Raw genomic sequence first — 20772 nt, forward strand, 5'->3', positions numbered from 1 at the left:
ATCTTTTTTTACTGATTTTATCAAGGCCAACTAATCATTCTGATTTTTAAAAATAAAACTCCCAGAGTGAACTGGGAGTTAGCTAGTTGCTATTTTATTAATGTATATTTCAACTGTCGTCCCTTTTTCGGGTGCAGAATCAATCTTCATCTGGTAATTGTCTCCAAAATGAAGTTTGAGTCGTTGGTTGACATTTTGCAGACCTACTCCTCCACGTTTGAGCTGACTTTGACTACTATCTCCAGCAACTTGGAAGCCAACACCATCATCCTCAATGCGGATGACTAGTCCTCTATCCTGTTTCTGGACAGAAACTTTAATATGTCCCTGACCTTCCTTCTCCTTAATGCCATGGTAAAGAGCATTTTCTACAAGGGGTTGTAGCACCAGCTTGGGCAAGACTAGGTTATCAAAAGCAGGATTTTCATCAATCTCATACTCCAGCTTATCTCCATAACGTTGTTTTTGGATAAAGAGATACTGGCGGACATGATTGATTTCATCAGAAAGAGAAATCAAATCTTTACCCTGATTGAGAGCCAAGCGGAAATAGGTTGCCAAGGACTTGGTCACCTGAACCACTCGCTGACTATCCTGAAATTCAGCCATCCAGATGATAGTGTCCAAAGTATTATAGAGGAAATGGGGGTTAATCTGGCTCGACAGTGCTTGAAGTTCATACTGCCGGGTTGCTTCTTCCTGCCTGCGAATAGCTGCCATCAACTGATCAATCTGATCCAACATGGCATTAAACTGGCGAGTCACTTCTCTCAGTTCATAGGCACCAGCTTCCTTGGCACGCAGATTTTGTGTACCAGAAGCAATTTCCAGCATGGTTTCTCTCAAATCCTTCAAAGGGGCAATCCAGCGCTTGAGACTGAACCACACCAAGCAGAGACAGGCAAGAAGAGATAAGGCACTAGCAGCAAGCAAGGTCCACATGAGTTGACTCCGAACTTGGTCTAACTTCTCCAACGAAGACACGCCTATAACCGTCCAATCTGTTCCTGCAATCTTTTCCTGACTGACGTAGGATTGGTGATCCAGCGTATATCCCTGCCCCGTCTCGATGTAGGGTTTCATAGCCTCCATTTCACTCGCTGAGCTATAGACGGTACGTTTAGGATGGTAGACAAATTCATGGTTTTCATTGATGATAAAGGCAAAGCCCTGCTGGCCCAACTGGAGTTGGTTGAGATAGGCTTCCAGAGTTTCGTAGGAAATATCCAAACGAAGCACACCAAGATTGGCCCCCTTTGCATCAACCAGTTCTTGAGTGACAGAAATAACCCACTGACTATCCGATTTACGAGCTGGGGTTAAAACTGGCTTAGCCCCCTGATGAATGGCCTTTTGGTACCAATCCTCAGCCATCATATCTGAGGAAGTTTTCATCTGCACACTGTCATCTGTAGAAATGACCTGACCGGATTTGGTGACCAGTACCACCGTTTTCAAGTCCTGGTCTGCCTTTAAGATCGTCAAAAACAGATCTCGGATTCCCTTGGCTTGGACTTGGTTAGGATTCTCAGCATAGGCTAGGATATCCTTCTGCTGGGTCAAACTGGTCGAGGTGGTTTCTAATTTTTTGATATAAGACTGAATAAAGTGGCTAGTTTGGCTAATGGTCGTTTGGCTATTGCCCTCAATAGTGGCCTCAATAGCTGATGAACTAGATTGATAGTAGAAAGTCCCAACCAGAGCTAGGAGAATAAGAAATACCAGAAAGATGGAAATAACCATTCTGACTAGGAGAGAAGAACGCTTCATCGACCTTCCCCCTTCTTAAACTGACGAGGTGTCACACCTGCAATCTGTTTAAAGCGTTGGGTAAAATAGTTCATATCTTCAAAACCAACCTTTTCGGCTATCTCATAAATCTTTAAATCTGTGGTCAGAAGCAAGAGCTTGGCTTGTTTGACACGCTCTCTCACTAGGTAATCCTGAAAAGGCAGCCCCAATTCTTTCTTAATCAAGGAACTCAAATAAGTTGGGCTAAAGCCCAAGTCACTGGCCAAGCTCTTTAAACTAAACTGACTGTCAGCTAGATGGGACTGGATTTTCTGAGCAATATTTCCCTCAAACTTATCGGTTAATAAATCTTGTAACTGCTCTTCTTTTTCTTCCTTGTCTAGTTTTTGCTTGATTTTCCCTAACATTTCCTCAATATCCTGACGAGAAAAGGGTTTGAGCAGGTAGTCATCTACACCGAGTTTGACAGCAGACAAGGCATAATCAAAATCATCGTAACCTGTCAAAAAAACTAGGTGAACCTGAGGATAGGTTTCTCGGACCAGACTGGCCAACTGGATGCCATTTAGCTGAGGCATATTGATATCAGTTAAAATGATATCTGGCACCTGTTTTTGAATCAAGTCCCAAGCCTGTCTTCCATTTTCAGCCTGACCGATGATTTCCATATCGTAGGCTGCTACATTGACCAACTTGGTCAAACCTTGTCTTACCAGATACTCATCTTCTACGATTAAGATTGTGTAGGTCATGCTCTGCTCCTTTACCACTTACTAGTATCAGTATAGCAAAATTCTCCTCTAACTGCTTAGGAAAGACTTCTTAATCGACATAATCTAGTAAATAAGCATAGCCTTTTTCTGCCATTTGGTCTTTTGGAATAAATCGGATAGAAAGACTATTGATACAGTAGCGCAAGCCCCCCTTGTCCTGAGGCCCATCTGTAAAGACATGGCCAAGGTGAGAATCTCCAACCCGGCTTCTCACTTCCATACGCGTCATATTGTAAGACTTATCTTCCTTGTAGGTAGCAACATCTGGGCTGATTGGTTGGGTGAAACTAGGCCAGCCACAACCAGACTCAAACTTGTCCTTTGATGAAAAGAGGGGTTCGCCAGTTGCCACATCCACATAGATACCAGATTCAAATTTATCCCAGTAACGGTTTGAAAAAGCTCGTTCTGTTTGATTTTTCTGGGTAACGGCATACTCCTCAGGCGACAAGGTCTTCTTCAATTCCTCATCACTTGGTTTAGGATATTTGCTGGCATCAATGACAGGGTAGGCCGCCTGATTGACATTGATATGACAGTAGCCATTTGGATTTTTCTTGAGGTAGTCTTGGTGATAATCCTCCGCCACCACAAAATTCTTCAAGTTTTCCTTTTCAACTGCCAGAGGTTGGTCGTATTTCTTAGCCACCTCATCAAAGACTTGGTTAATCACCTCTAAATCCTTTTCATCTGTGTAATAAACGCCAGTACGATACTGGGTCCCCACATCATTTCCTTGTTTATTTTTGCTGGTTGGATTAATGATGCGGAAGTAATGAAGCAGGATTTCTTTGAGGGAAATTTGATTAGCATCATAGGTGACATGGACGGTTTCCGCATGACCTGTTTGGTTAATCAATTCGTACTTGGTTGTTTCCCCTCTACCATTTGCATAGCCTGAAACGGCATCTGTCACTCCAGGCACGCGTGAGAAGTATTCCTCCACTCCCCAGAAACAACCTCCAGCTAGATAAATTTCGTGCAAGTCTGCGTCTTTACTCACTTCTGTTTTTTTCACTGTTTTTCCTCCTTGACTAACGGATGCTTTCTCAATTTGTGAGCTATCTGTCTGCCCTGTATTTCGCATCAATAGAAAATAAAGACCGGTTATGGCTAGGAGAATGACCCCTGCCAAGACAAAAAGTTTTACTTTATCATTCATAGCCTTTCTCTACCCCATTTCTTTCAATTCTTTTAAAATCATTTCCTTATCCATAAAGCCTGGTTGCGTTTTGACCAGCTTGCCTTCCTTGTCTATAAAGGCTTGGGTGGGGTAAGAACGGACACCATAACTTTCCAAGAGTTTACCTGATGGATCAATTAAAACTGGAAAATTTTTATAATCCAATCCCTTGTACCAATTCTTAAAGTCCGCTTCAGATTGCTCCCCCTTGTGTCCAGGAGACACCACTGTCAAGACCACATAGTCATCACCAGCTTCTTTAGCAATTTCATCCGTATCTGGAAGGCTGGCTAGACAGATGGAACACCAAGAAGCCCAGAATTTGAGATAGACTTTCTTGCCCTTATAATCAGACAAGCGGTATGTCTTGCCCTCTACTCCTGTCAATTCAAAATCAGCAACTGCCTGACCCTTGGTGGCAGTTTGCGAGCTGACTTGTTCTGTTTTGGATTGCTCCTTCATAGTAGATTCGTCTGACATGTTTTTAGCCGAACAGGCTGCCAAGCAACAAATTGAGCCTACTCCAAGGAGACATGTTTGCCATTTTTTCATTTCTTCTTCCTCTCTATTCAAATAATGTAGTCAAAATGGAAGTATTTCCCAAAAGCACCAAGATTCCCATCAGGATAATGAGGAAACCACCGACTTTTTTGAGGGTCCCGAGGTAGGGATGGAGTTTTCGGAAATGTTTCAAAACATAGCTGGAGGTGAGAGCTAGAACCAAAAATGGTAGCGCCAGACCCAGAGTGTAAACCAACATGAGACCGGCTCCCTGCCAAGCTCCTGAACCACCTGAAGCCGCCAAGGCCAAAACAGAGCCCAGAACCGGCCCCACACACGGCGTCCAAGCAAAACTAAAGGTCAACCCCAGCAAAAATGCCTGACTATAGCCGTTACCCTTTTGCCCCTGTCTCTTTAATTGTAGCCTTCTTTCCTTGTAGAGCCCCTGCAAATGTAGGACTTCCATCTGGTGTAAGCCCAAGAGAATGATAACCGCACCCGTCACATACTGAAACCAAGAAGCATACAGCAAATTGCCTAAAAAACCAGCTCCATAACCCAGTAAGATAAAGATAAAAGAAATCCCTGCTATAAAGGCCAGAGTTCGCAATAGACTAACGACTGAGATTGAAAATTTTCCGCTGGAAACCTGAGAACCATCTTTGTCATCCAACAAGACCCCTGCATAGACTGGTAACAAGGGTAAGATACAAGGAGAAAAGAAGGAAAGAATTCCAGCAAGAAAAACACTGATAAAAAAGATTACATTGTCCATTGCCTTCCTCCATTCTTTGATTTGATAGGTCTATTATATCCCCAAAACTCCAGAAAAAACAGGGACAATGATAGGCAAAAATAGGAATTTAATCAGTTTATTGAGAAATCTTGCGCAAAAAAAGCCAGACAAGGTCTGACTTTGATAGAAACAGAAAAGAAATCACCTGTCTTCCCTGCTTATCTGGTAATAAATAAGGTCCGCAACGTAGTCTTTTCTCTCCACACCATTGGTAATGGTTTTTAGATAAGACATTCCCGCCTTTTCCATGACACGGCCTGAAGCTGGGTTGAGACTGGCATATCGTGCTCTGACTTTTTGAAAACCTGCTTGAGTAAAACAAAAGTCTAACACAGCTTTTAAGGCCTCTGTCATCATACCACGGCCCCAGTATTCCTTGCCTAGCACATAGCCAATTTCACAACTTAAATCTCCCTCGTGCATTTCAACGATACTGATATCTCCTATCACTTGCTCCGGGTTTTCTTTGAGACAAATGGCCCATTTGTAATAGTTGGGATTGGTATAGGATGCAACCCAATTTCGAATCGAGCTCCGAGTCACCTCAACATCAGGATGAGGATCCCAGGTGACATAGGTCAGATTCTCAGCAGATGAAGCCCAATTTTGAAACATGGCTCCGCATCACTCTCCACAAATCTTCTCAAGATCAAACGTTCTGTCTGTAATATTTGCGTACCGATTGCTTTCATAATGTTACCTCGCTTCTAAGCTTAAGGCTCAAGCTAAAAAGGTTCCTCGGACCTTCTTCGCTTTCTCATTTCTAGGCTCAGGGTAAAAAGACTATACTCAGTAACAGCTAGAAAACAAGTTTTTCATCTAGTTACTTGACGCAGTCGCTGTCTGGTTTGAAATGCGCTTTACCAAGCTTTTTCAAACCTAGTCATCCTTGCGGGGGTGAGACAAGGAAAATCGAACTCTTCGAGTTACCGAATCTACCTCGTTTTCCTGTTTCTAGACTCGGGCTAAAAAGGTCCCCCGGACCTTCCTCGCTTTCTCCTTTCTAGACTCGGGCTAAAAAGGTCCCCCGGACCTTCCTCGTTTTCTTATTTCTAGACTCGGGCTAAAAAAGTTCCCCGGGCCTTCTTCGCTTTCTCATTTCTAGGCTCAGGGTAAAAACCTCCACTGGAGGTTATTCTTGCTCTCGAGTTTCAAGGCAAGAAGCTAAAAGGTCCCCCGGACCTTCTTCGCTTTCTCATTTCTGGGCTCAGGGTAAAAAGACTATACTCAGTAATAGCTAGGAAACAAGTGTTTTATCTAATCCCTTGACGCAGTCGCTGTCTGGTTTGAAATGTGCTTTACCAAGCTTTTTCAAACCTAGTCATCGTTGCGGGGGTGAGACAACGAAAATCGAACTCTTCGAGTTACCGAATCTGCCTCGTTTTCCCGTTTCTAGACTCAGGGTAAAAACCTCCACTGGAGGTTTTTACTCCCAAAAGTCATCAAATACGGTGATTGGTAGGTGGCGTTTGTGTTGGCCTTTGTGCCACCAGTTTTCGATGGTTGCTTGAGCTTCTGGACTGATGGTTTTGCCTTCTAGGTAGTCATCAATTTCATTGTATGTGACTCCAAGTGCAACTTCGTCAGCAAGTCCAGGTTTGTCTTCTTCTAGGTCTGCTGTTGGGATTTTTTCATAAAGGGCTGGGTCTGCACCAAGTTCCTTCAAGAGTTGTTTCCCTTGGCGTTTATTAAGGCGGTAAAGAGGGAGAATATCTGCACCACCGTCACCAAACTTGGTAAAGAAACCTGTGATATTTTCCGCAGCATGGTCTGTTCCAATGACCGCTCCGCTATGGGCACCCGCAAGGGCATATTGGGCAATCATACGGCTACGCGCCTTAATATTTCCCTTGTTAAAGTCTGAAACAGGACTTCCTGTCGCTTCGATTGCAGCTGTCATGGCGTCAGCTGATTCCTTGATATTCACAACCAAGCTGACATCTGGCTGGATGAAAGCAAGAGCTTTTTGAGCATCTGCTTCATCAGCTTGCACGCCATATGGCAGGCGGACAGCGATAAATTGGTAGCTGTCATCTCCTGTCTCTGCTCGCATTTCTTCCATAGCTAATTGCGCCAAGCGCCCTGCCAAGGTTGAATCCTGACCCCCAGAAATCCCTAGTACAAAGGTTTTAAGGAAGGGGTGTTTTTTCAAGTATCTTTTTAAGAAGTCAATCGAACGACGAATTTCTTCCTGGGCATCAATCACTGGTTTGACGCCCAGTTGCTGGATAATGGTCTCTTGCAAACTCATTCTTCTTCTCCTTCACCAAGGGCTTCTTTGCGCATCTTATCAATCAAGTCCATCTTATCTTGCCAAATATCACGGGCCAAATCTACTGGGTAATGTTGCGGATTGAGCACGCGCTTGTATTCATCCCATAGCTTGTCAAATTCCTTACGGGCATAATCCTGAATCTCAGTCAAACTAGGCAAGCTGTAAACTAATGTTCCTTCTTTGAAGATGTCCACCAAGAGAGGAACAGCATCAAAATTACGAACGGTCTTTTTGATGTAGGTATAAGTTGGATGGAACATCTTGATTTCTGTCATGCTGGCAACATCCACACCGTCATAGGTGATGTAGTCACCTTCTGACTTACCTTTTTCACGACTGGTAATGCGCCATACCTGCTTCTTACCTGGCGTTGACACTTTTTCCGCATTATTAGACAGTTTGATGGTATTGCGCATCTGACCATTTTCATCTTCAATAGCTACAATCTTATAAACTGCCCCAAGAGCTGGCTGATCATAGGCTGTAATCAGCTTGGTTCCTACACCCCAGACATCAATCTTAGCGTGTTGCATTTTGAGGTTAAGGATAGTATTTTCATCTAGGTCATTGGAAGCGTAAATTTTGGCATCTGGATATCCAGCCTCATCTAACTGTTGGCGAACTTTCTTGGAAATGTAGGCAATATCCCCAGAGTCAATTCGCACACCCATAAAGTTAATCTGGTCACCCAGCTCACGCGCCACCTGAATAGCAGCTGGCACACCGATGCGAAGGGTGTCATAGGTATCCACAAGAAAGACACAATCACGATGGGTCGCCGCATAAGCCTTGAAGGCTTCATAGTCATTTCCATAAACCTGTACCAAGGCATGGGCATGAGTTCCCAATACTGGAATACCAAAGAGTTTACCCGCACGCACGTTACTGGTTCCATTGGCACCACCAATCACCGCTGCGCGTGTCCCCCAAATAGCCGCATCCATTTCTTGTGCCCGACGTGTTCCGAATTCCATCAAAGGCTCATCTTCAATGACTGAACGAATACGTGCTGCCTTTGTCGCTATCAAGGTTTGAAAGTTAACGATGTTTAAGAGAGCCGTTTCAACCAATTGACATTGGGCAAGAGGGCCTTCCACCTGCACAATCGGTTCATTGGCAAAAACCAAATCCCCTTCCTGAGCAGAACGGACTGTCAACTCCAACTTGAAATTGCGGAGGTAATCTAAGAACGCCCCATGATAGCCAAGCGACTCCAAGTAGGCAATATCGCTATCTGAAAAGCGCAAGTCTTTAAGATAATGTACAATTCTTTCCAATCCAGCGAAAACTGCATAACCATTCTGAAAAGGTTGCTGGCGGAAATAAACTTCAAAGACCGCCTTTTTATTGTGAATTCCTTGGTCAAAGTAAACTTGCATCATGTTAATCTGGTACAAGTCCGTGTGCAATGTCAAACTATCATCTGAATACATCTGTTTTCCTTCTTCCTTCTTTACAAGGGTATGAACGTATTCTACCACTTTCACACCATCTGATAAATTAGTACTATTATAACACATTTTACCGAGATTGATAAAAAGCTAACAAGCTATTCCATAGTCTCCAGTTCATCCATATCTTGCTCAAACTTTTTTTGAGCCCATTCGCCATAACTTTTAAGGCCGAGATTGCCGATAAAAACCCAAGGAAGGTAAATCAGATAAGTAATGACCCAAGCAGACAAGTATTTAACGTTCAGAGGATTGTGCTGATAAATTTCGATATTGAATTGATAATTCTGCAACATCAAGAGAGTCGTAATAGCGAGAGTTACCAGCAAACACCCTACAATCGTAAAATGAAAACGACTATAGTAGGTCACTCCAAGTTGTCGTGCACGATTGAAAAAGAAGAAAATTCCTAAAAGAAGGGTAACCAGAAGAATATCAGGATTAAAAAGAGCAGGTGCTAATACTGCCACCAGATAGCTTAGCAGAATGAGCCCGATAAACATATAAAAAGACTCTGCACCAGCTTTGTTAATCAGTTGTTCTTCTCTTTCGTCTAATAATTGATAATAAAAAAATCTATTTTTCATCTTCTTCCTCCCAAAATAATTGATCTAATGTTTTTCCTAAGCATCTGCAAATGGACTGGCAGAGGGAGAGACTCGGATTGTATTTCCCAGCTTCAATCAAGCCTATAGTCTGCCTCGTAACCCCTACAGCCTCTGCCAAATCCCCTTGTGTTAAGTCAAGCTCCACCCGAGCTAATTTTAATTTTAAATTTTTAGCCACTAGCGTCCTCCTTCACATTTTTAAAAAGTTGCGCTTCTTTTAAAAACATTATACCATATATCTAACTTAATGCAATATATAAATGTCATTTTGTAATATTTTATTAACAAAAAAACTCTCTACCACAAAAAATAGAGAGTGTTGTGTTTAAATATAGGATTTCAAAATATCAACGACATCACTTCTTTTCTTGACCTGATAGGCCTTGATGCCCAATTTCTCAGCTGCGATTGTATTGTCCTCAATATCGTCTAGAAAGACACAATTTGCGGGATCTAGCTGATATTTTTCGAGAATCCCCTTAAATATTGCCAAATCAGGCTTTATAGCTTTTATATCACAGGATAAGACAAAGCCATCTAAAAGTTCTTTTAAAGGAGATAGTTGCTCTTCCAGCAAGTCATAAAATACCTTTGAGGTATTGGACAAGACAAAGATGCGATGCCCCTTTTTCTTTAGTTCTGATAAGACAGGAAAGACTTCCCTATAAATGTCAATGTAGCTAGGCCAATTCCAGATAACTTCTTCGACCTTCTTTTGATAGGTCCTGCCAATCATTGACACAACTTTAAGCACCAACTCTTCTCTCGTCATGGTTCCAAGATCTAATCTTTCCCAAAGTCCCAACTGAAAAATGGCCTTATCTAAAACCAAATATCCTTCCTTCGTATCCGAAACACCTTGCAAAATCTTATCCTTGTTCCATTCTAACAAGACGTTGCCCATATCCAGTATGATATCCATTAACCCACCTCCATAGTGATGTGAAGATTTGCTCTTTGATTTATACTTTCATATTCAGCTTACAAATCCTTTTGGTAATAAAATCTTTGCCCTGTGTAGGGATAGTCTTGCAAGGTAAAGACTTCCTTGTAGCCATGCCTTTTATAAAAATCTGGCGCTTGAAACTGGTAAGTATTGACGAAAGCAAACTGACAGTTTCGATTCTTAGCTTCATTTTCAGCTCGCTGCAATAGTTTTGAACCAATTCCTTGTCCCCTCAATTCCTCTCTCACAAACAAATATTCGATTTCCAACCAATTTCCGAAAGTCTCTGCTACTAAGCCTGCCATGAGATTGCCCTTTTCGTCTTCGACATAAAGGTTCAGTGGCTCGCTTTCAGCCTCTTCTCTTTTAGAACGATTATAAGCACGAATCAAGTTTCCTATTTTTTGCGCTTTCTGGGACGCTTTATTTTCCAATCTAAAGTGCATCCAAACCTCCTAATAAACTACTACAGCTTGATTATAATCCTATTTCAATAGACTGTCAAACTAGAAAAAAACTCACCAAGCAGAGTTGATGAGTTCATGAGTTATTTTCTAAATTTCCACTGACTATAAATTCCGAAAACGATAATCCAGATAGCTGAACCAATTGCTCCCATAAAGGTAGATTCTTGTAAAAAGAGGGTTACAAAGACAAAGATAAAGAAGAGCATGGTTAAAGGATTTAGAAAACGATAATGGGGCATGAGGTAGCCATCCGCCATGAAATCTTGTGACTTGCGGTATTTGAGATGAGCCACCATGATCAAGATATAAATCGCGATGTAAACACCTGATGAGGACGCCGTAATCAAAGCAAAGGCATCGGAAACACCTGGCAACACATTGATAAAGGCAGCCAGAGCAATTAAGATTGCTGAAGCAATAATAGCATTTTGTGGAACATTATGGCGAGAGAGAGTATCTGCCTTGATCGCTTTTAAGAATCGATTGGGCGAATCATGGGCAATCTGGTAGAGGTGTCGCCCTGTTGAATAGAGGGTTGAATTAAGAGCAGACGCTGCTGAGGTCAAGACAACAAAGTTGATCAGAGCTGCCGCCCACTTGATACCTGCTAGCTCAAAAACCGTTACAAATGGTGAATCTGAAGAAGCAAGTTCTCTCCAGGGAATGATAGACATAATGGCTAATAGAGCACCACCATAGAAGAAGACAATTCGGAGAGGAATTTCCTTAACTGCTTTTGGCAAAACCTGACGAGGATTCTTCGTTTCAGAGGTTGTCACTCCGATAAATTCAATCATCAGATAGGCAAAAAATACCATTTGAAAGGCCATGACAAAGTTCATGACTCCATTTGGGAAAAGAGAGAATTGATTGCTGATATTTGCTAGACTTGCAGCACCATATGGTGTTTCAAATCCTGTCAAGACCATAAAGACCCCTGTTGCAATCATAGCTAAAATAGCCACAATCTTAACCATAGCAAACCAAAACTCGACTTCTCCAAAGAGCTTAACCGCAATCAGATTGACCAAGGCCAAAATCGTTAAAAAAACAATCTGAATTAACCAACTAGGCCAAGAAGGAAACCAAAACTGAACATAATGCGAAATCGCGGTGATTTCTGCCATACCGATAAAGACAACAGACAACCAATACGACCAAACCGAGAAATACCCCCAGCCTTTCCCCAAATGACGGGTGATAAAGTTGATAAAAGTATGTTGTTCTGGATCCTGATATAGCATCTCCCCAACAGCCCTCATCATCAAAAACATAAAGGCTCCTGTAATCATGTAAATCAGGATGATAGAAGGTCCAGTAAGGCTGATAGAACGACCAGCACCTAGGAAAAGTCCTGTTCCGATTGTCCCCGCAATGGCCATCACCTGAACATGGCGATTAGTTAAGCCACGCTCCATTTTATTTTTTTTCTTATTTGAACTCATATAGTCTCCTATTTATTCAAAAAATCAAAAAGGAGTTGAGCAAGTCAAGACCTCCACTACTCCATTTTCATTCTATTTAGGCTGTTTTTTCAACCTTTAAAATTTTGACATCGTAACTACCAACAGGTGTCTCAATCGTAACAATATCGCCTGTTTTTTTGCCGATCAAAGCTTGTCCAATCGGACTTTCATTTGATACCTTCCCAGCGAAAGCATCCGCACCTGCAGAACCGACGATGATGTAGACTTCCTCTTCCTCTTCACCGATTTCTTGGATGGTTACGGTCTTACCGATAGCTACCTCATCTTGGGCAACTGCATCGCTATTAACAATTTCAGCATAGCGAATTTTGGTTTCTAGACTTGAAATTTGTCCTTCAACAAAAGCTTGTTCATCCTTAGCTGCTTCGTACTCGCTATTTTCTGAAAGATCCCCGTACGAACGAGCAATTTTGATACGCTCTACTACTTCAGGGCGACGAACGAGTTTCAATTCTTCTAATTCTTTTTCTAACTTTTTCTTTTCTTCAAGGGTCATTGGGTAAGTTTTTTCTGCCATTTTTTCAACTTTCTTTTCTATTACTTTTTTAAAACAAAATTATGTGGAAAACCACATAATTTTAGTTTGAACTACTTGCTTGAGGTAACTTGCTATTGATATGCTCTGCAACGTTTTGATCATGTTCTTCTTTTGTTGTTGCAAAGTATACTTTACCATCTTCAACATTTGCTACAAAGTACAAGTACTCACTCTTTGTCTGGTTTACACTTGCTTCAATCGCATCGAGGCTTGGACTATCAACTGGTCCGGGCATGAGGCCAAGATGTGTATAAACATTATAAGGTGAATCAATCGTAGTATCAATTGCAGTATCATCAGCCAAGCTAATCTTTTGGCCAAGTTTTCCTTCAGCATACAAGATAGCAATGTTGCTTTGAAGTGGCATACCAAGATTCAAGCGGTTATAGAAGACTCCCGCAATCAATTTACGATCTTCAGTCTTAGCACCTTCTTTTTCGACGAGAGAAGCAATACTGAGCAATTCATTAACTGTCAGATTCTTTTCTTTGATCGTAGTGTAATACGGTGACATGGCCTTGTCCATAGCTGCTAACATATCATCAATCAAGCTTTCAACCGTAGTGCTGTCTTTGATAGTGTAGGTTGCTGGGAAAAGGTAACCTTCAAGGCGATAACGAACGCCACTGTCTTTTGTTGGAAGACTTCCAAGAAGGTTTGGATACTTGGCTACTAGTTGGGAGATGAAGGTTTCATCTTGAGCTTTTGCCAGGAAAGCATCCGCTGTAAGAGGTTCTTTAAAATCACCTTGGAGTTGACCTACTGTCTGAGCAATTTGCTCTAAAGTATAACCTTCCGGAATAGTTAAGTTCGCAAGTACTGGTTCTTGAGGTTCAGGAGTTCCACCTTTTTGCAATTCTTGAATTAAGTCATCCGTACTCATGCTCTTCTTCAAATTGTAATAACCTGACTTCAAGTCTGAACCCTTATACTTAGCATAAATACTAAAGATAAGTCCATGTTTGACCAAACCAGATTTTTCCAAAGTGCTCCCAATTTGTTGCACATTTGATCCTTCTGGAATTTGAACTGTCATATACTCCTTAGAGCTCGCATCAACAGGTTTCAAAGAGTCTTGAACATAACCGTACCCAAAATATCCACCAGCAGCCACAAGCACCAAAAGAACTAAAAAGGTTACTAGGAAACCTTTGGCTTTTGATTTTTTCTTTTTCTTGGTTGGTTTTTTACCTTTACGGCGACGGTTACGACGTGATTCCTCCGTTAATCTGTCTGAGGATCCAGTTGAAGCTAGCGCTTCAGCTTTATTCTCAGAAGAAGCAACTGATGTATTGGCCTCTTCTGTCTTATAAGTCACATCTATCTTGGTCGGAGTATCGTTAAATTCTTTTTCTTCAGGTTCAAGTTCAACTGGTTCCACCTTAGGTTGAACGGACTCCACTACAGGTTCTTCAGCTGGATGAATCGGTTCTACTAGAGGTTCTTCAGATTCTACAACTTCAATCTTGTCAATGACAGGCTGTCTAATCTCTTTATCCTCTTTTTCATCCGTTTCATCAGCTTCAGCACTCGAAAGTGGAGGAACACTCGGCGCATTCTTTAGAATTTTATCGACAACAGATAGGGAATCAGCCATCAACTCTTCTGTTGAAGCATCAGATTCAGGATTTGCAGGAGTTACTGAACTAGCTTGAGATGATGAAGCTGTCAGATTTGGAATGTCTACTTCTTTCTCTCTTCTATCTTGTTCTTTTACTCTCTCTAAATCACGTAGAATCTGCTCTTTAAAACTTAATTTTTCTTCTTCTCTTGATTTTTCAGTCAAAAGCATTACCTCCTTGTTGACAATCCATAATATTATATCTTAAAAGTTACAGAAAAGCAACAAAACATCCCTTTCTATAGCTATGATTCTCATTTTTTAAGGTTGCCAAACCATATCATACCAACTTTCACCCGCAAAGCTTGACTGGGATACCCCCTCGTTAACAAAGCCATTTTTTTCATAATAAGGGATGAGATAGTCATGACAGGTCAAATTGATACCTTCTCGTTCATGTTCTAAAGCGACTTCTTTCAGAGCCCTTAACAGTCTTTTTCCCACGCCCAAGGCTTGTGCCTCCTTAGCTATGGAGAGACAGGTCACAGAGATATAGCCTCCAGGTCGATGGCTATAGTCTTTTATCTCTTCTGTAAATGACTGATCTTGTAGATGACGATGTGGGACGACTGGACCTTCGATATACCCAAGGATACGTCCCTCCTTTTCAGCTACGAGAAAACTGGTCTGAATTTCACGTAAGTGCGCCTCAAAGACCGAACGAGGAATGGCTTCTTCAAGGGAAAAATTCTCCAGCTCTATCTCTAAAATTTGATCTAAATCCGAAAATCTTGCTTGTCTGATTTTCATACTTCCTCCTGATAAAAAGGATTGGCCCAAATCAGATTCCATCCCGAAAATCTTGCGTATGAAGTTTCTGGCACTTCTTCCTCAACAAAGCCATTCATCTCAAAATAAGAGAGCAAGTCATCAGGACAAGTCAAGCGAAGATACTCATACCCTCCTTCCACTGCCACTTGTTTCAAACTAGCAAGAAGAAGAGTCCCCAAGCCTTGCCCGCGATGGTCAGGGTGAATAGCAAATGATCTTATTTCTATCCATGTGGGATGAAGAGACTGAGACTCTCCTAAAACATAGCCCACGAGCTGGTTTTCATCTCTAGCTACAAGAAAGGTATCCGCAATCTTACGGATACTCTCTTCCAAAAATTCGTAGCTCACTATTTCTTCTGAGGATAAACAAGATTCTTCAATTGCTACAATTTCTTCTAAATCCGATAAAGTAGCCCGTCCTATGGTAATTGGAATTTCCATTCTTTTTTCTTATTGGACGTTACTTGTCAAATTAGACAAGAGACGTTCGAATGAGTACTCATAGGTTTGGATATCTCCTGCTCCCATAAAGACATAGACTGCATTATCATGCTCAAGGAGTGGTGATACATTTTCAACTGTGATGACTTGGCTTTTCTTCTTAATTTTATCTGCTAGGTCTTCTACCTTGACGTCACCATGGTCCACCTCACGGGCTGATCCATAGATTTTCGCCAAGTAAACAGCATCTGCCTGGCTCAAAGCTTTAGCAAAGTCGTCCAATAAGGCAATGGTTCTAGTGAAAGTGTGTGGTTGGAAGATTGCAACAATTTCCTTACTTGGGTATTTCTGACGAGCCGCATCTAAGGTCGCAATGATTTCCGTTGGATGGTGGGCGAAATCATCAATAATAATGGTGCCATTGACAACCTTTTCAGTGAAACGACGCTTGACACCAGCAAATGTTTTCAAGTGTTCACGTACCAAGTTCAAGTCAAACCCTGCTGTATAAAGTAAACCAATAACGGCTGTCGCATTCATGATATTGTGACGACCAAAGGTTGGAATGTGGAATTGACCCAACTCTTGTCCGCGGAAATGAACGGTGAAGGTCGAACCAGTTGTAGAACGTAGAAGGTCGCTAGCTACAAAGTCATTTCCCTCAGCATCAAAGCCATAGTAATAGATTGGCGCATTGGCTGTAATCTTACGCAACTCAGCATCCTCACCGTAGACGAATAAACCTTTGGTAATTTGTTTAGCATAGTCATTAAAGGCATTGAATACATCCTCTAGACTCGTAAAGTAGTCTGGATGGTCAAAGTCAATGTTGGTGATAATAGAGTATTCTGGGTGGTAAGGCATGAAATGACGCTCATATTCGTCAGATTCAAAAACAAAATACTTAGCATTTTCAGAACCTCGACCCGTTCCATCCCCAATCAAGAAGCTAGTGTCTGTGATGTGAGACAAAACGTGAGACAGCATCCCAGTCGTTGATGTCTTTCCATGCGCTCCTGCAACCCCCATGCTGACAAAGTCACGCATAAAGCTACCTAGGAATTCATGGTAACGTTTGTAGCTGATACCATTTTTGTCGGCATAGGCGATTTCAACATTGTTATCTGGACGAAAGGCATTTCCAGCAATAATTTCAAGATCCCCTTGCAGGTTCTTTTCATCAAAAGGAAGAATCGTAATTCCTGCCTGCTCTAGTCCACGTTGAGTAAAGTAGTATTTTTCAACGTCTGAACCTTGAACCTTGTGTCCCATTTGATGCAACATCAAGGCTAGGGCACTCATCCCTGATCCCTTGATTCCAATAAAATGATATGTTTTTGACATGCTTTTCTCCCTTACTCAGTAATTCTTGTCAGATTCAACTCTTGGGCAACCTGACGTTCCTGTTCTGTTTGCTTATTCTTTTTATTATAGATTTGACTCTTCTTTAGAAAATCATAGTTGTTCTTTTTAGCCTTTTCCGTTTGAGATTTCGGAGTTGGAGTCACTACCTGGCCAGCTTCCTCGGCTAGAATATAGTGGGATTGGCTCAAGTTTTTGCTAAACTTGGCAAGCTCACCTGGATTTTCCTTTTGAAATGGTGCTGTTGGTTGGTTTCCTTGACGAACAAGTGTTGAACCATTGTGTCGTCTAGTATGACTAACATCCTGAGTCAAATACTTGGCCGAACGTTTCTTCTTCAAGTCCGCACGCGCCTCTTCTCGAGCCAATTCAGCATACGTTTTTTCAACTTTTTTAGGTTCTGGGCCTGGTTTTGGCTCCTTGCTAGCTACCGAAGGAGTTACAGCCTGTTCCTCATTGATAGGAGACCATTCCAAATAGTTCTTATCGCGGTAATCACCTTTGATATTACTAATAAAGTCTGACTCATCGTACAAGTCCATGACTGGCATTTTAGTCAGCATGATCTCATCATCTGACACCAGTGGAAATCGATCTTGTTTCATTTTGTATTTCCTTTCAACACTTCATTATAGCGTATTGTCTTGATTTTTCAAGTGCTGGCTTCAGAAATCCCTAAAATTTCTCGAATTTCTGCCAGACTAAGACTCGCACGCGATTCCGTTCCATCCAAAACTTGGGAAACCAGGTGTTTCTTCTGTTCTTGGAGTTCTTGAATCTTTTCTTCAATGGTTCCTCTAGTAATCAAACGGTAAACCTCTACCTTCCGCTCCTGTCCCATTCGGTGAGCTCGTCCGATAGCCTGAGCCTCGACAGCAGGATTCCACCAGAGGTCCACTAGGATGACGGTGTCAGCTCCTGTCAGATTGAGACCGACACCACCCGCCTTAAGGGAGATGAGAAAGATATCCCTTTCCCCTTGGTTAAATATTTTAGTCATATCTTGTCTGTCTTGAGCAGGAGTTGAGCCCGTAATTTTGAAGGAAGTCAAGCCCAAATTTGGGAGTTCTTGCTCGATTTTTTCCAACATTCCTTTGAACTGAGAGAAAATCAAGACCCGATGCCCACCATCTGCCACTTGTAGCAATAAATCTCGAAGGCTATCCAATTTACCACTGGCTCCATGGTAATCGTCCATGAAGAGAGCTGGCGTATCACAGATTTGACGCAAACGCATAAGACCAGATAAAATTTCTACCCGACTTCTCTGGAATTCTTGGTCTGTCACTTGGGCTAGACGGTCTCGCATCTGTTGCAACTGAGCGAGATAGATGGCCTTCTGCTGATCTTCCAGTTCATTTTTATAGACGACTTCGATCAGATCAGGCAGTTCTGTAAGAACCTCTTCTTTCTTACGCCTCATGACGAAGGGTTTGATAAACTGCGCGACTCGGTCAGCCGGTAATTTCATAAACTCCTTTTTACTTGGTAAGAGTCCTGGAAGCACAATTTGAAAGATAGACCACAACTCTCCTAAATGGTTTTCGATGGGCGTACCTGACAAAGCAAAAACTGCCGGCACCACAAACTGGCGTAAACTCTGAGCAATCTTGGTTTGGGCATTTTTCATGACCTGGGCTTCATCTAAAAAGAGGAAATCAAAGGTCATCTCTTGATAAAGCTCGCTGTCTTGACGAAAGGTAGCATAGCTAGTCACATAGATTTGGTGATTTTCAGAAAGAATCGCTTCTCGATTCGCTTTCAAACCATGAACGACAGCCAAATCCAACTGTGGGGCAAATTTTCTAAATTCATCTGCCCAGTTGTAGATTAAACCTGACGGCGCTAAAATCAAGACCCGACTATCTTCTGTCACCTGACTCGTCAAAAAAGCAATAGTTTGCAGTGTTTTCCCCAGTCCCATATCATCGGCTAAGATACCACCAAAACCATAGTGATGAAGCATCTGGAGCCAACGGACTCCCTTTTCCTGATAGTCTCTCAAACTCGCCTGCACCCGTATATCTCCCAGAGGAAAATCCTCTGGATGGGTCAAATCATGAGCTAAATGCTGAAATTCTTCTGAGAAGGAGATCCTGTCTCGACCTTCAAAAAGCTGAGACAGACTGTAAGCTAGGGATTTTCGCGCTTGGAAAGAACCATCTTTTAGCTCAACCCCCAGTTCCTGCAAATTTTGACGAAGCTGCTTGGTTTCCTCATCAAAAAAGTACACTTGGTCAGAAGAACTGATATAGAAATCCTGATTGCTGGTCAGGGCTTTAAGAGCTTGATCAATCTCTTCTTGGGCAATTCCTTGGAAATCAAATTGGATTTCCAACAGTCCTCTCTTGGACTCAATCTGAACCTGAGGAGCTTGGACGCTGTAGAGCTGATTGATTTCATCAGACAAGAAAACCTGACCCAATTTCTCAAAAGCTGGAATCGTATGGTGAAAGAAAGAATAAACCACTTCTGGCTTCAAAGCCTGTCTCCAAGACTGAAAATCAGCCTCAAAACCAGCCCCTAAACAGACTTGAAATAATTGGTTTTCCAAGACAGCATCACTTGAAAAAGGTAATTGTTCCAGCTGTTGACGACTAGTCACCTTAACATCTCCATAGTCAAACTGGATATCCAAGCGGATACGGCCGTCATCCTCCCTATCAAAGTAAAAGATTGGTGAAAAGGGTCTGATTTGCAAGCGCTCAGGAGCAGAAACTGTGCCCAGCTGTCCAAACAAAGGCAGACAGGCAGCCAGACGATCACGATCACTGTTGTCAAACTGGAGGCATTTTCTCCCTCTTTCCTCCTGAGGAAGCTCCTTAATTTCCTTTAGTAGGCTGATTTGTTTAGGGTTTAAGAGATAAAGATTCCCCTTACGAAAGAGAACTGCCCCTCCATAGAATACGTTAACTCGCTCAGTCTCAGAAATTTCCATCTCAAAATAATCAGGATACTCCTGCACTGAAAAAGAGAAAAGGTTTGCTTCTGGATCTAAATCATGAAAGAGAAGATTTTCATAACTATCAATCTGGTGTTCAAAATGAAAATCTTCCAAGTTCATCAGCAACTCCACTCCCTGCTCAAAAAAGGTCAGAGGGAAAAAGAGGTGACGACCTTGATTGGGGAAAAAGAGGTCTTGACTCAGTCCCTCCTCAATCAAGCCACATAAAAAAGTAAGAACATCTTGACTAGCTGTATCAAAAGCATCCCAAGACAAGTCATTTTCATAGTGTTTCCCAATCATATATGGCTTTCGATGGACTAAGACATTCAAAAAGAGTGGGATGTCACGAATGACATAATATTTTTGACTATCAACTAAACCGATTCGGAGAGTCCAAAGGAGGCGATTGGTCCCAGCTTCCACCTGGCCTTGAGCCGACAAAGTGTAGATTTGCTCTCTCTTCTGAGGTTGGATACGCTCCAAAAAACTACCGCCAAAACTAACCTTGGTTTCGACCTCTTCTTGCTCTTCATGTCCTTTTTCTAAGGCTTGTAAAATCACCTGGCCTTCTTCGTCGTTCTTCAGATAATGCTCGAGCGCTGCGAGGTGAACACAGTAACCTCTTTTTTGGAAAAAATCGCAAGCACAAAAAACAAGATCATCCTCTAAACTGTAGCGCAAGTCTTCTCCCGCCACACGAGTATAGAGGCGATTCCCTTTTTCCTTGATAATCTCAATGTTGCCCGTTTCATAGAGAGTAACACCCTCCATGCGCAACTTTCCTGGAATCAATTTAGCCATAGTTACCCCTTTATCTTATCTTTTCATTATACCACATTTTCCCCTATGAA

Annotated in this window: 19 protein-coding genes and 1 pseudogene; all 20 read right to left on the bottom strand. The window is 42.1% G+C overall.

All coding sequences use genetic code 11. The features are described 5' to 3' along the window. Positions 1–78: 78 nt before the first annotated feature. The 20 genes and pseudogenes from ATE37_RS08585 to ATE37_RS08680 all read right to left on the bottom strand — a co-directional run bounded on the left by ATE37_RS08585 (position 79) and on the right by ATE37_RS08680 (position 20722). A complete protein-coding gene (locus ATE37_RS08585; protein ID WP_084868730.1) occupies positions 79–1770 on the bottom strand; it encodes a cache domain-containing sensor histidine kinase in 1692 nt (563 codons plus the stop codon). Further along, a complete protein-coding gene (locus tag ATE37_RS08590; RefSeq protein WP_000222604.1) occupies positions 1767–2504 on the bottom strand; it encodes a response regulator transcription factor in 738 nt (245 codons plus the stop codon). The genes ATE37_RS08585 and ATE37_RS08590 overlap by 4 nt, the downstream gene beginning before the upstream one ends. Before the next feature lie 70 nt (positions 2505–2574). After that, the gene (msrB, locus tag ATE37_RS08595) at positions 2575–3687 is read right to left on the bottom strand and encodes a peptide-methionine (R)-S-oxide reductase MsrB (protein WP_084868731.1); all 1113 of its coding nucleotides are present in this window, start codon (positions 3685–3687) and stop codon (positions 2575–2577) included. A 9-nt stretch (positions 3688–3696) separates the two neighbouring features. Then, on the bottom strand, positions 3697–4260 hold the full coding sequence (locus ATE37_RS08600; protein ID WP_084868732.1) for a redoxin family protein: 564 nt from the start codon (positions 4258–4260) through the stop codon (positions 3697–3699). Between the two features lie 13 nt (positions 4261–4273). Then, positions 4274–4984, bottom strand: a complete 711-nt coding sequence (ccdA2, locus tag ATE37_RS08605) for a thiol-disulfide oxidoreductase-associated membrane protein CcdA2 (RefSeq protein WP_084868733.1) — start codon at positions 4982–4984, stop codon at positions 4274–4276. Between the two features lie 162 nt (positions 4985–5146). After that, a pseudogene (locus ATE37_RS08610) lies at positions 5147–5697 on the bottom strand (GNAT family N-acetyltransferase). A gap of 734 nt (positions 5698–6431) precedes the next feature. Further along, the gene (gene nadE / locus ATE37_RS08615) at positions 6432–7256 is read right to left on the bottom strand and encodes an ammonia-dependent NAD(+) synthetase (protein WP_084868734.1); all 825 of its coding nucleotides are present in this window, start codon (positions 7254–7256) and stop codon (positions 6432–6434) included. Next, positions 7253–8713: a nicotinate phosphoribosyltransferase gene (locus tag ATE37_RS08620; RefSeq protein ID WP_084868735.1), complete on the bottom strand. Its 1461-nt coding sequence runs from the start codon at positions 8711–8713 to the stop codon at positions 7253–7255. Before ATE37_RS08620 ends, nadE begins: the two co-directional genes overlap by 4 nt. 116 nt (positions 8714–8829) lie before the next feature. Continuing rightward, a complete protein-coding gene (locus ATE37_RS08625; RefSeq protein WP_084868736.1) occupies positions 8830–9318 on the bottom strand; it encodes a DUF6773 family protein in 489 nt (162 codons plus the stop codon). Further along, positions 9308–9517, bottom strand: a complete 210-nt coding sequence (locus ATE37_RS08630; protein WP_001107495.1) for a helix-turn-helix transcriptional regulator — start codon at positions 9515–9517, stop codon at positions 9308–9310. Before ATE37_RS08630 ends, ATE37_RS08625 begins: the two co-directional genes overlap by 11 nt. Positions 9518–9664: 147 nt before the next feature. After that, on the bottom strand, positions 9665–10261 hold the full coding sequence (locus ATE37_RS08635; protein WP_084868737.1) for an HAD family hydrolase: 597 nt from the start codon (positions 10259–10261) through the stop codon (positions 9665–9667). 59 nt (positions 10262–10320) lie between these two features. Continuing rightward, complete coding sequence (locus tag ATE37_RS08640; protein WP_084868738.1) at positions 10321–10731, bottom strand: GNAT family N-acetyltransferase; 411 nt, start codon at positions 10729–10731, stop codon at positions 10321–10323. A gap of 101 nt (positions 10732–10832) precedes the next feature. Next, positions 10833–12197 (bottom strand): amino acid permease, encoded by a 1365-nt coding sequence (locus ATE37_RS08645; RefSeq protein WP_180382786.1) that lies wholly within the window; start codon positions 12195–12197, stop codon positions 10833–10835. 76 nt (positions 12198–12273) lie between these two features. Further along, on the bottom strand, positions 12274–12756 hold the full coding sequence (greA, locus tag ATE37_RS08650; RefSeq protein ID WP_000818770.1) for a transcription elongation factor GreA: 483 nt from the start codon (positions 12754–12756) through the stop codon (positions 12274–12276). 61 nt (positions 12757–12817) lie between these two features. Beyond that, a complete protein-coding gene (mltG, locus tag ATE37_RS08655; protein WP_084868739.1) occupies positions 12818–14569 on the bottom strand; it encodes an endolytic transglycosylase MltG in 1752 nt (583 codons plus the stop codon). Between the two features lie 90 nt (positions 14570–14659). After that, positions 14660–15148 (bottom strand): GNAT family N-acetyltransferase, encoded by a 489-nt coding sequence (locus ATE37_RS08660; RefSeq protein ID WP_084868740.1) that lies wholly within the window; start codon positions 15146–15148, stop codon positions 14660–14662. Continuing rightward, a complete protein-coding gene (locus ATE37_RS08665; protein ID WP_084853351.1) occupies positions 15145–15612 on the bottom strand; it encodes a GNAT family N-acetyltransferase in 468 nt (155 codons plus the stop codon). Before ATE37_RS08665 ends, ATE37_RS08660 begins: the two co-directional genes overlap by 4 nt. 9 nt (positions 15613–15621) lie before the next feature. Beyond that, positions 15622–16956, bottom strand: coding sequence for a UDP-N-acetylmuramate--L-alanine ligase (gene murC, locus ATE37_RS08670; RefSeq protein WP_000048097.1), 1335 nt, complete (start codon positions 16954–16956; stop codon positions 15622–15624). Between the two features lie 11 nt (positions 16957–16967). Further along, the gene (gene zapJ, locus ATE37_RS08675) at positions 16968–17579 is read right to left on the bottom strand and encodes a divisome accessory protein ZapJ (RefSeq protein ID WP_000806752.1); all 612 of its coding nucleotides are present in this window, start codon (positions 17577–17579) and stop codon (positions 16968–16970) included. A gap of 47 nt (positions 17580–17626) precedes the next feature. Then, positions 17627–20722 (bottom strand): pilus expression-regulating Snf2 family helicase, encoded by a 3096-nt coding sequence (locus ATE37_RS08680; RefSeq protein ID WP_084868741.1) that lies wholly within the window; start codon positions 20720–20722, stop codon positions 17627–17629. Between the last annotated feature and the right edge of the window lie 50 nt (positions 20723–20772).

Origin of the sequence: Streptococcus oralis subsp. tigurinus, from assembly GCF_002093575.1 — a bacterium.
Classification (GTDB): Bacteria; Bacillota; Bacilli; order Lactobacillales; family Streptococcaceae; genus Streptococcus; species Streptococcus oralis_CH.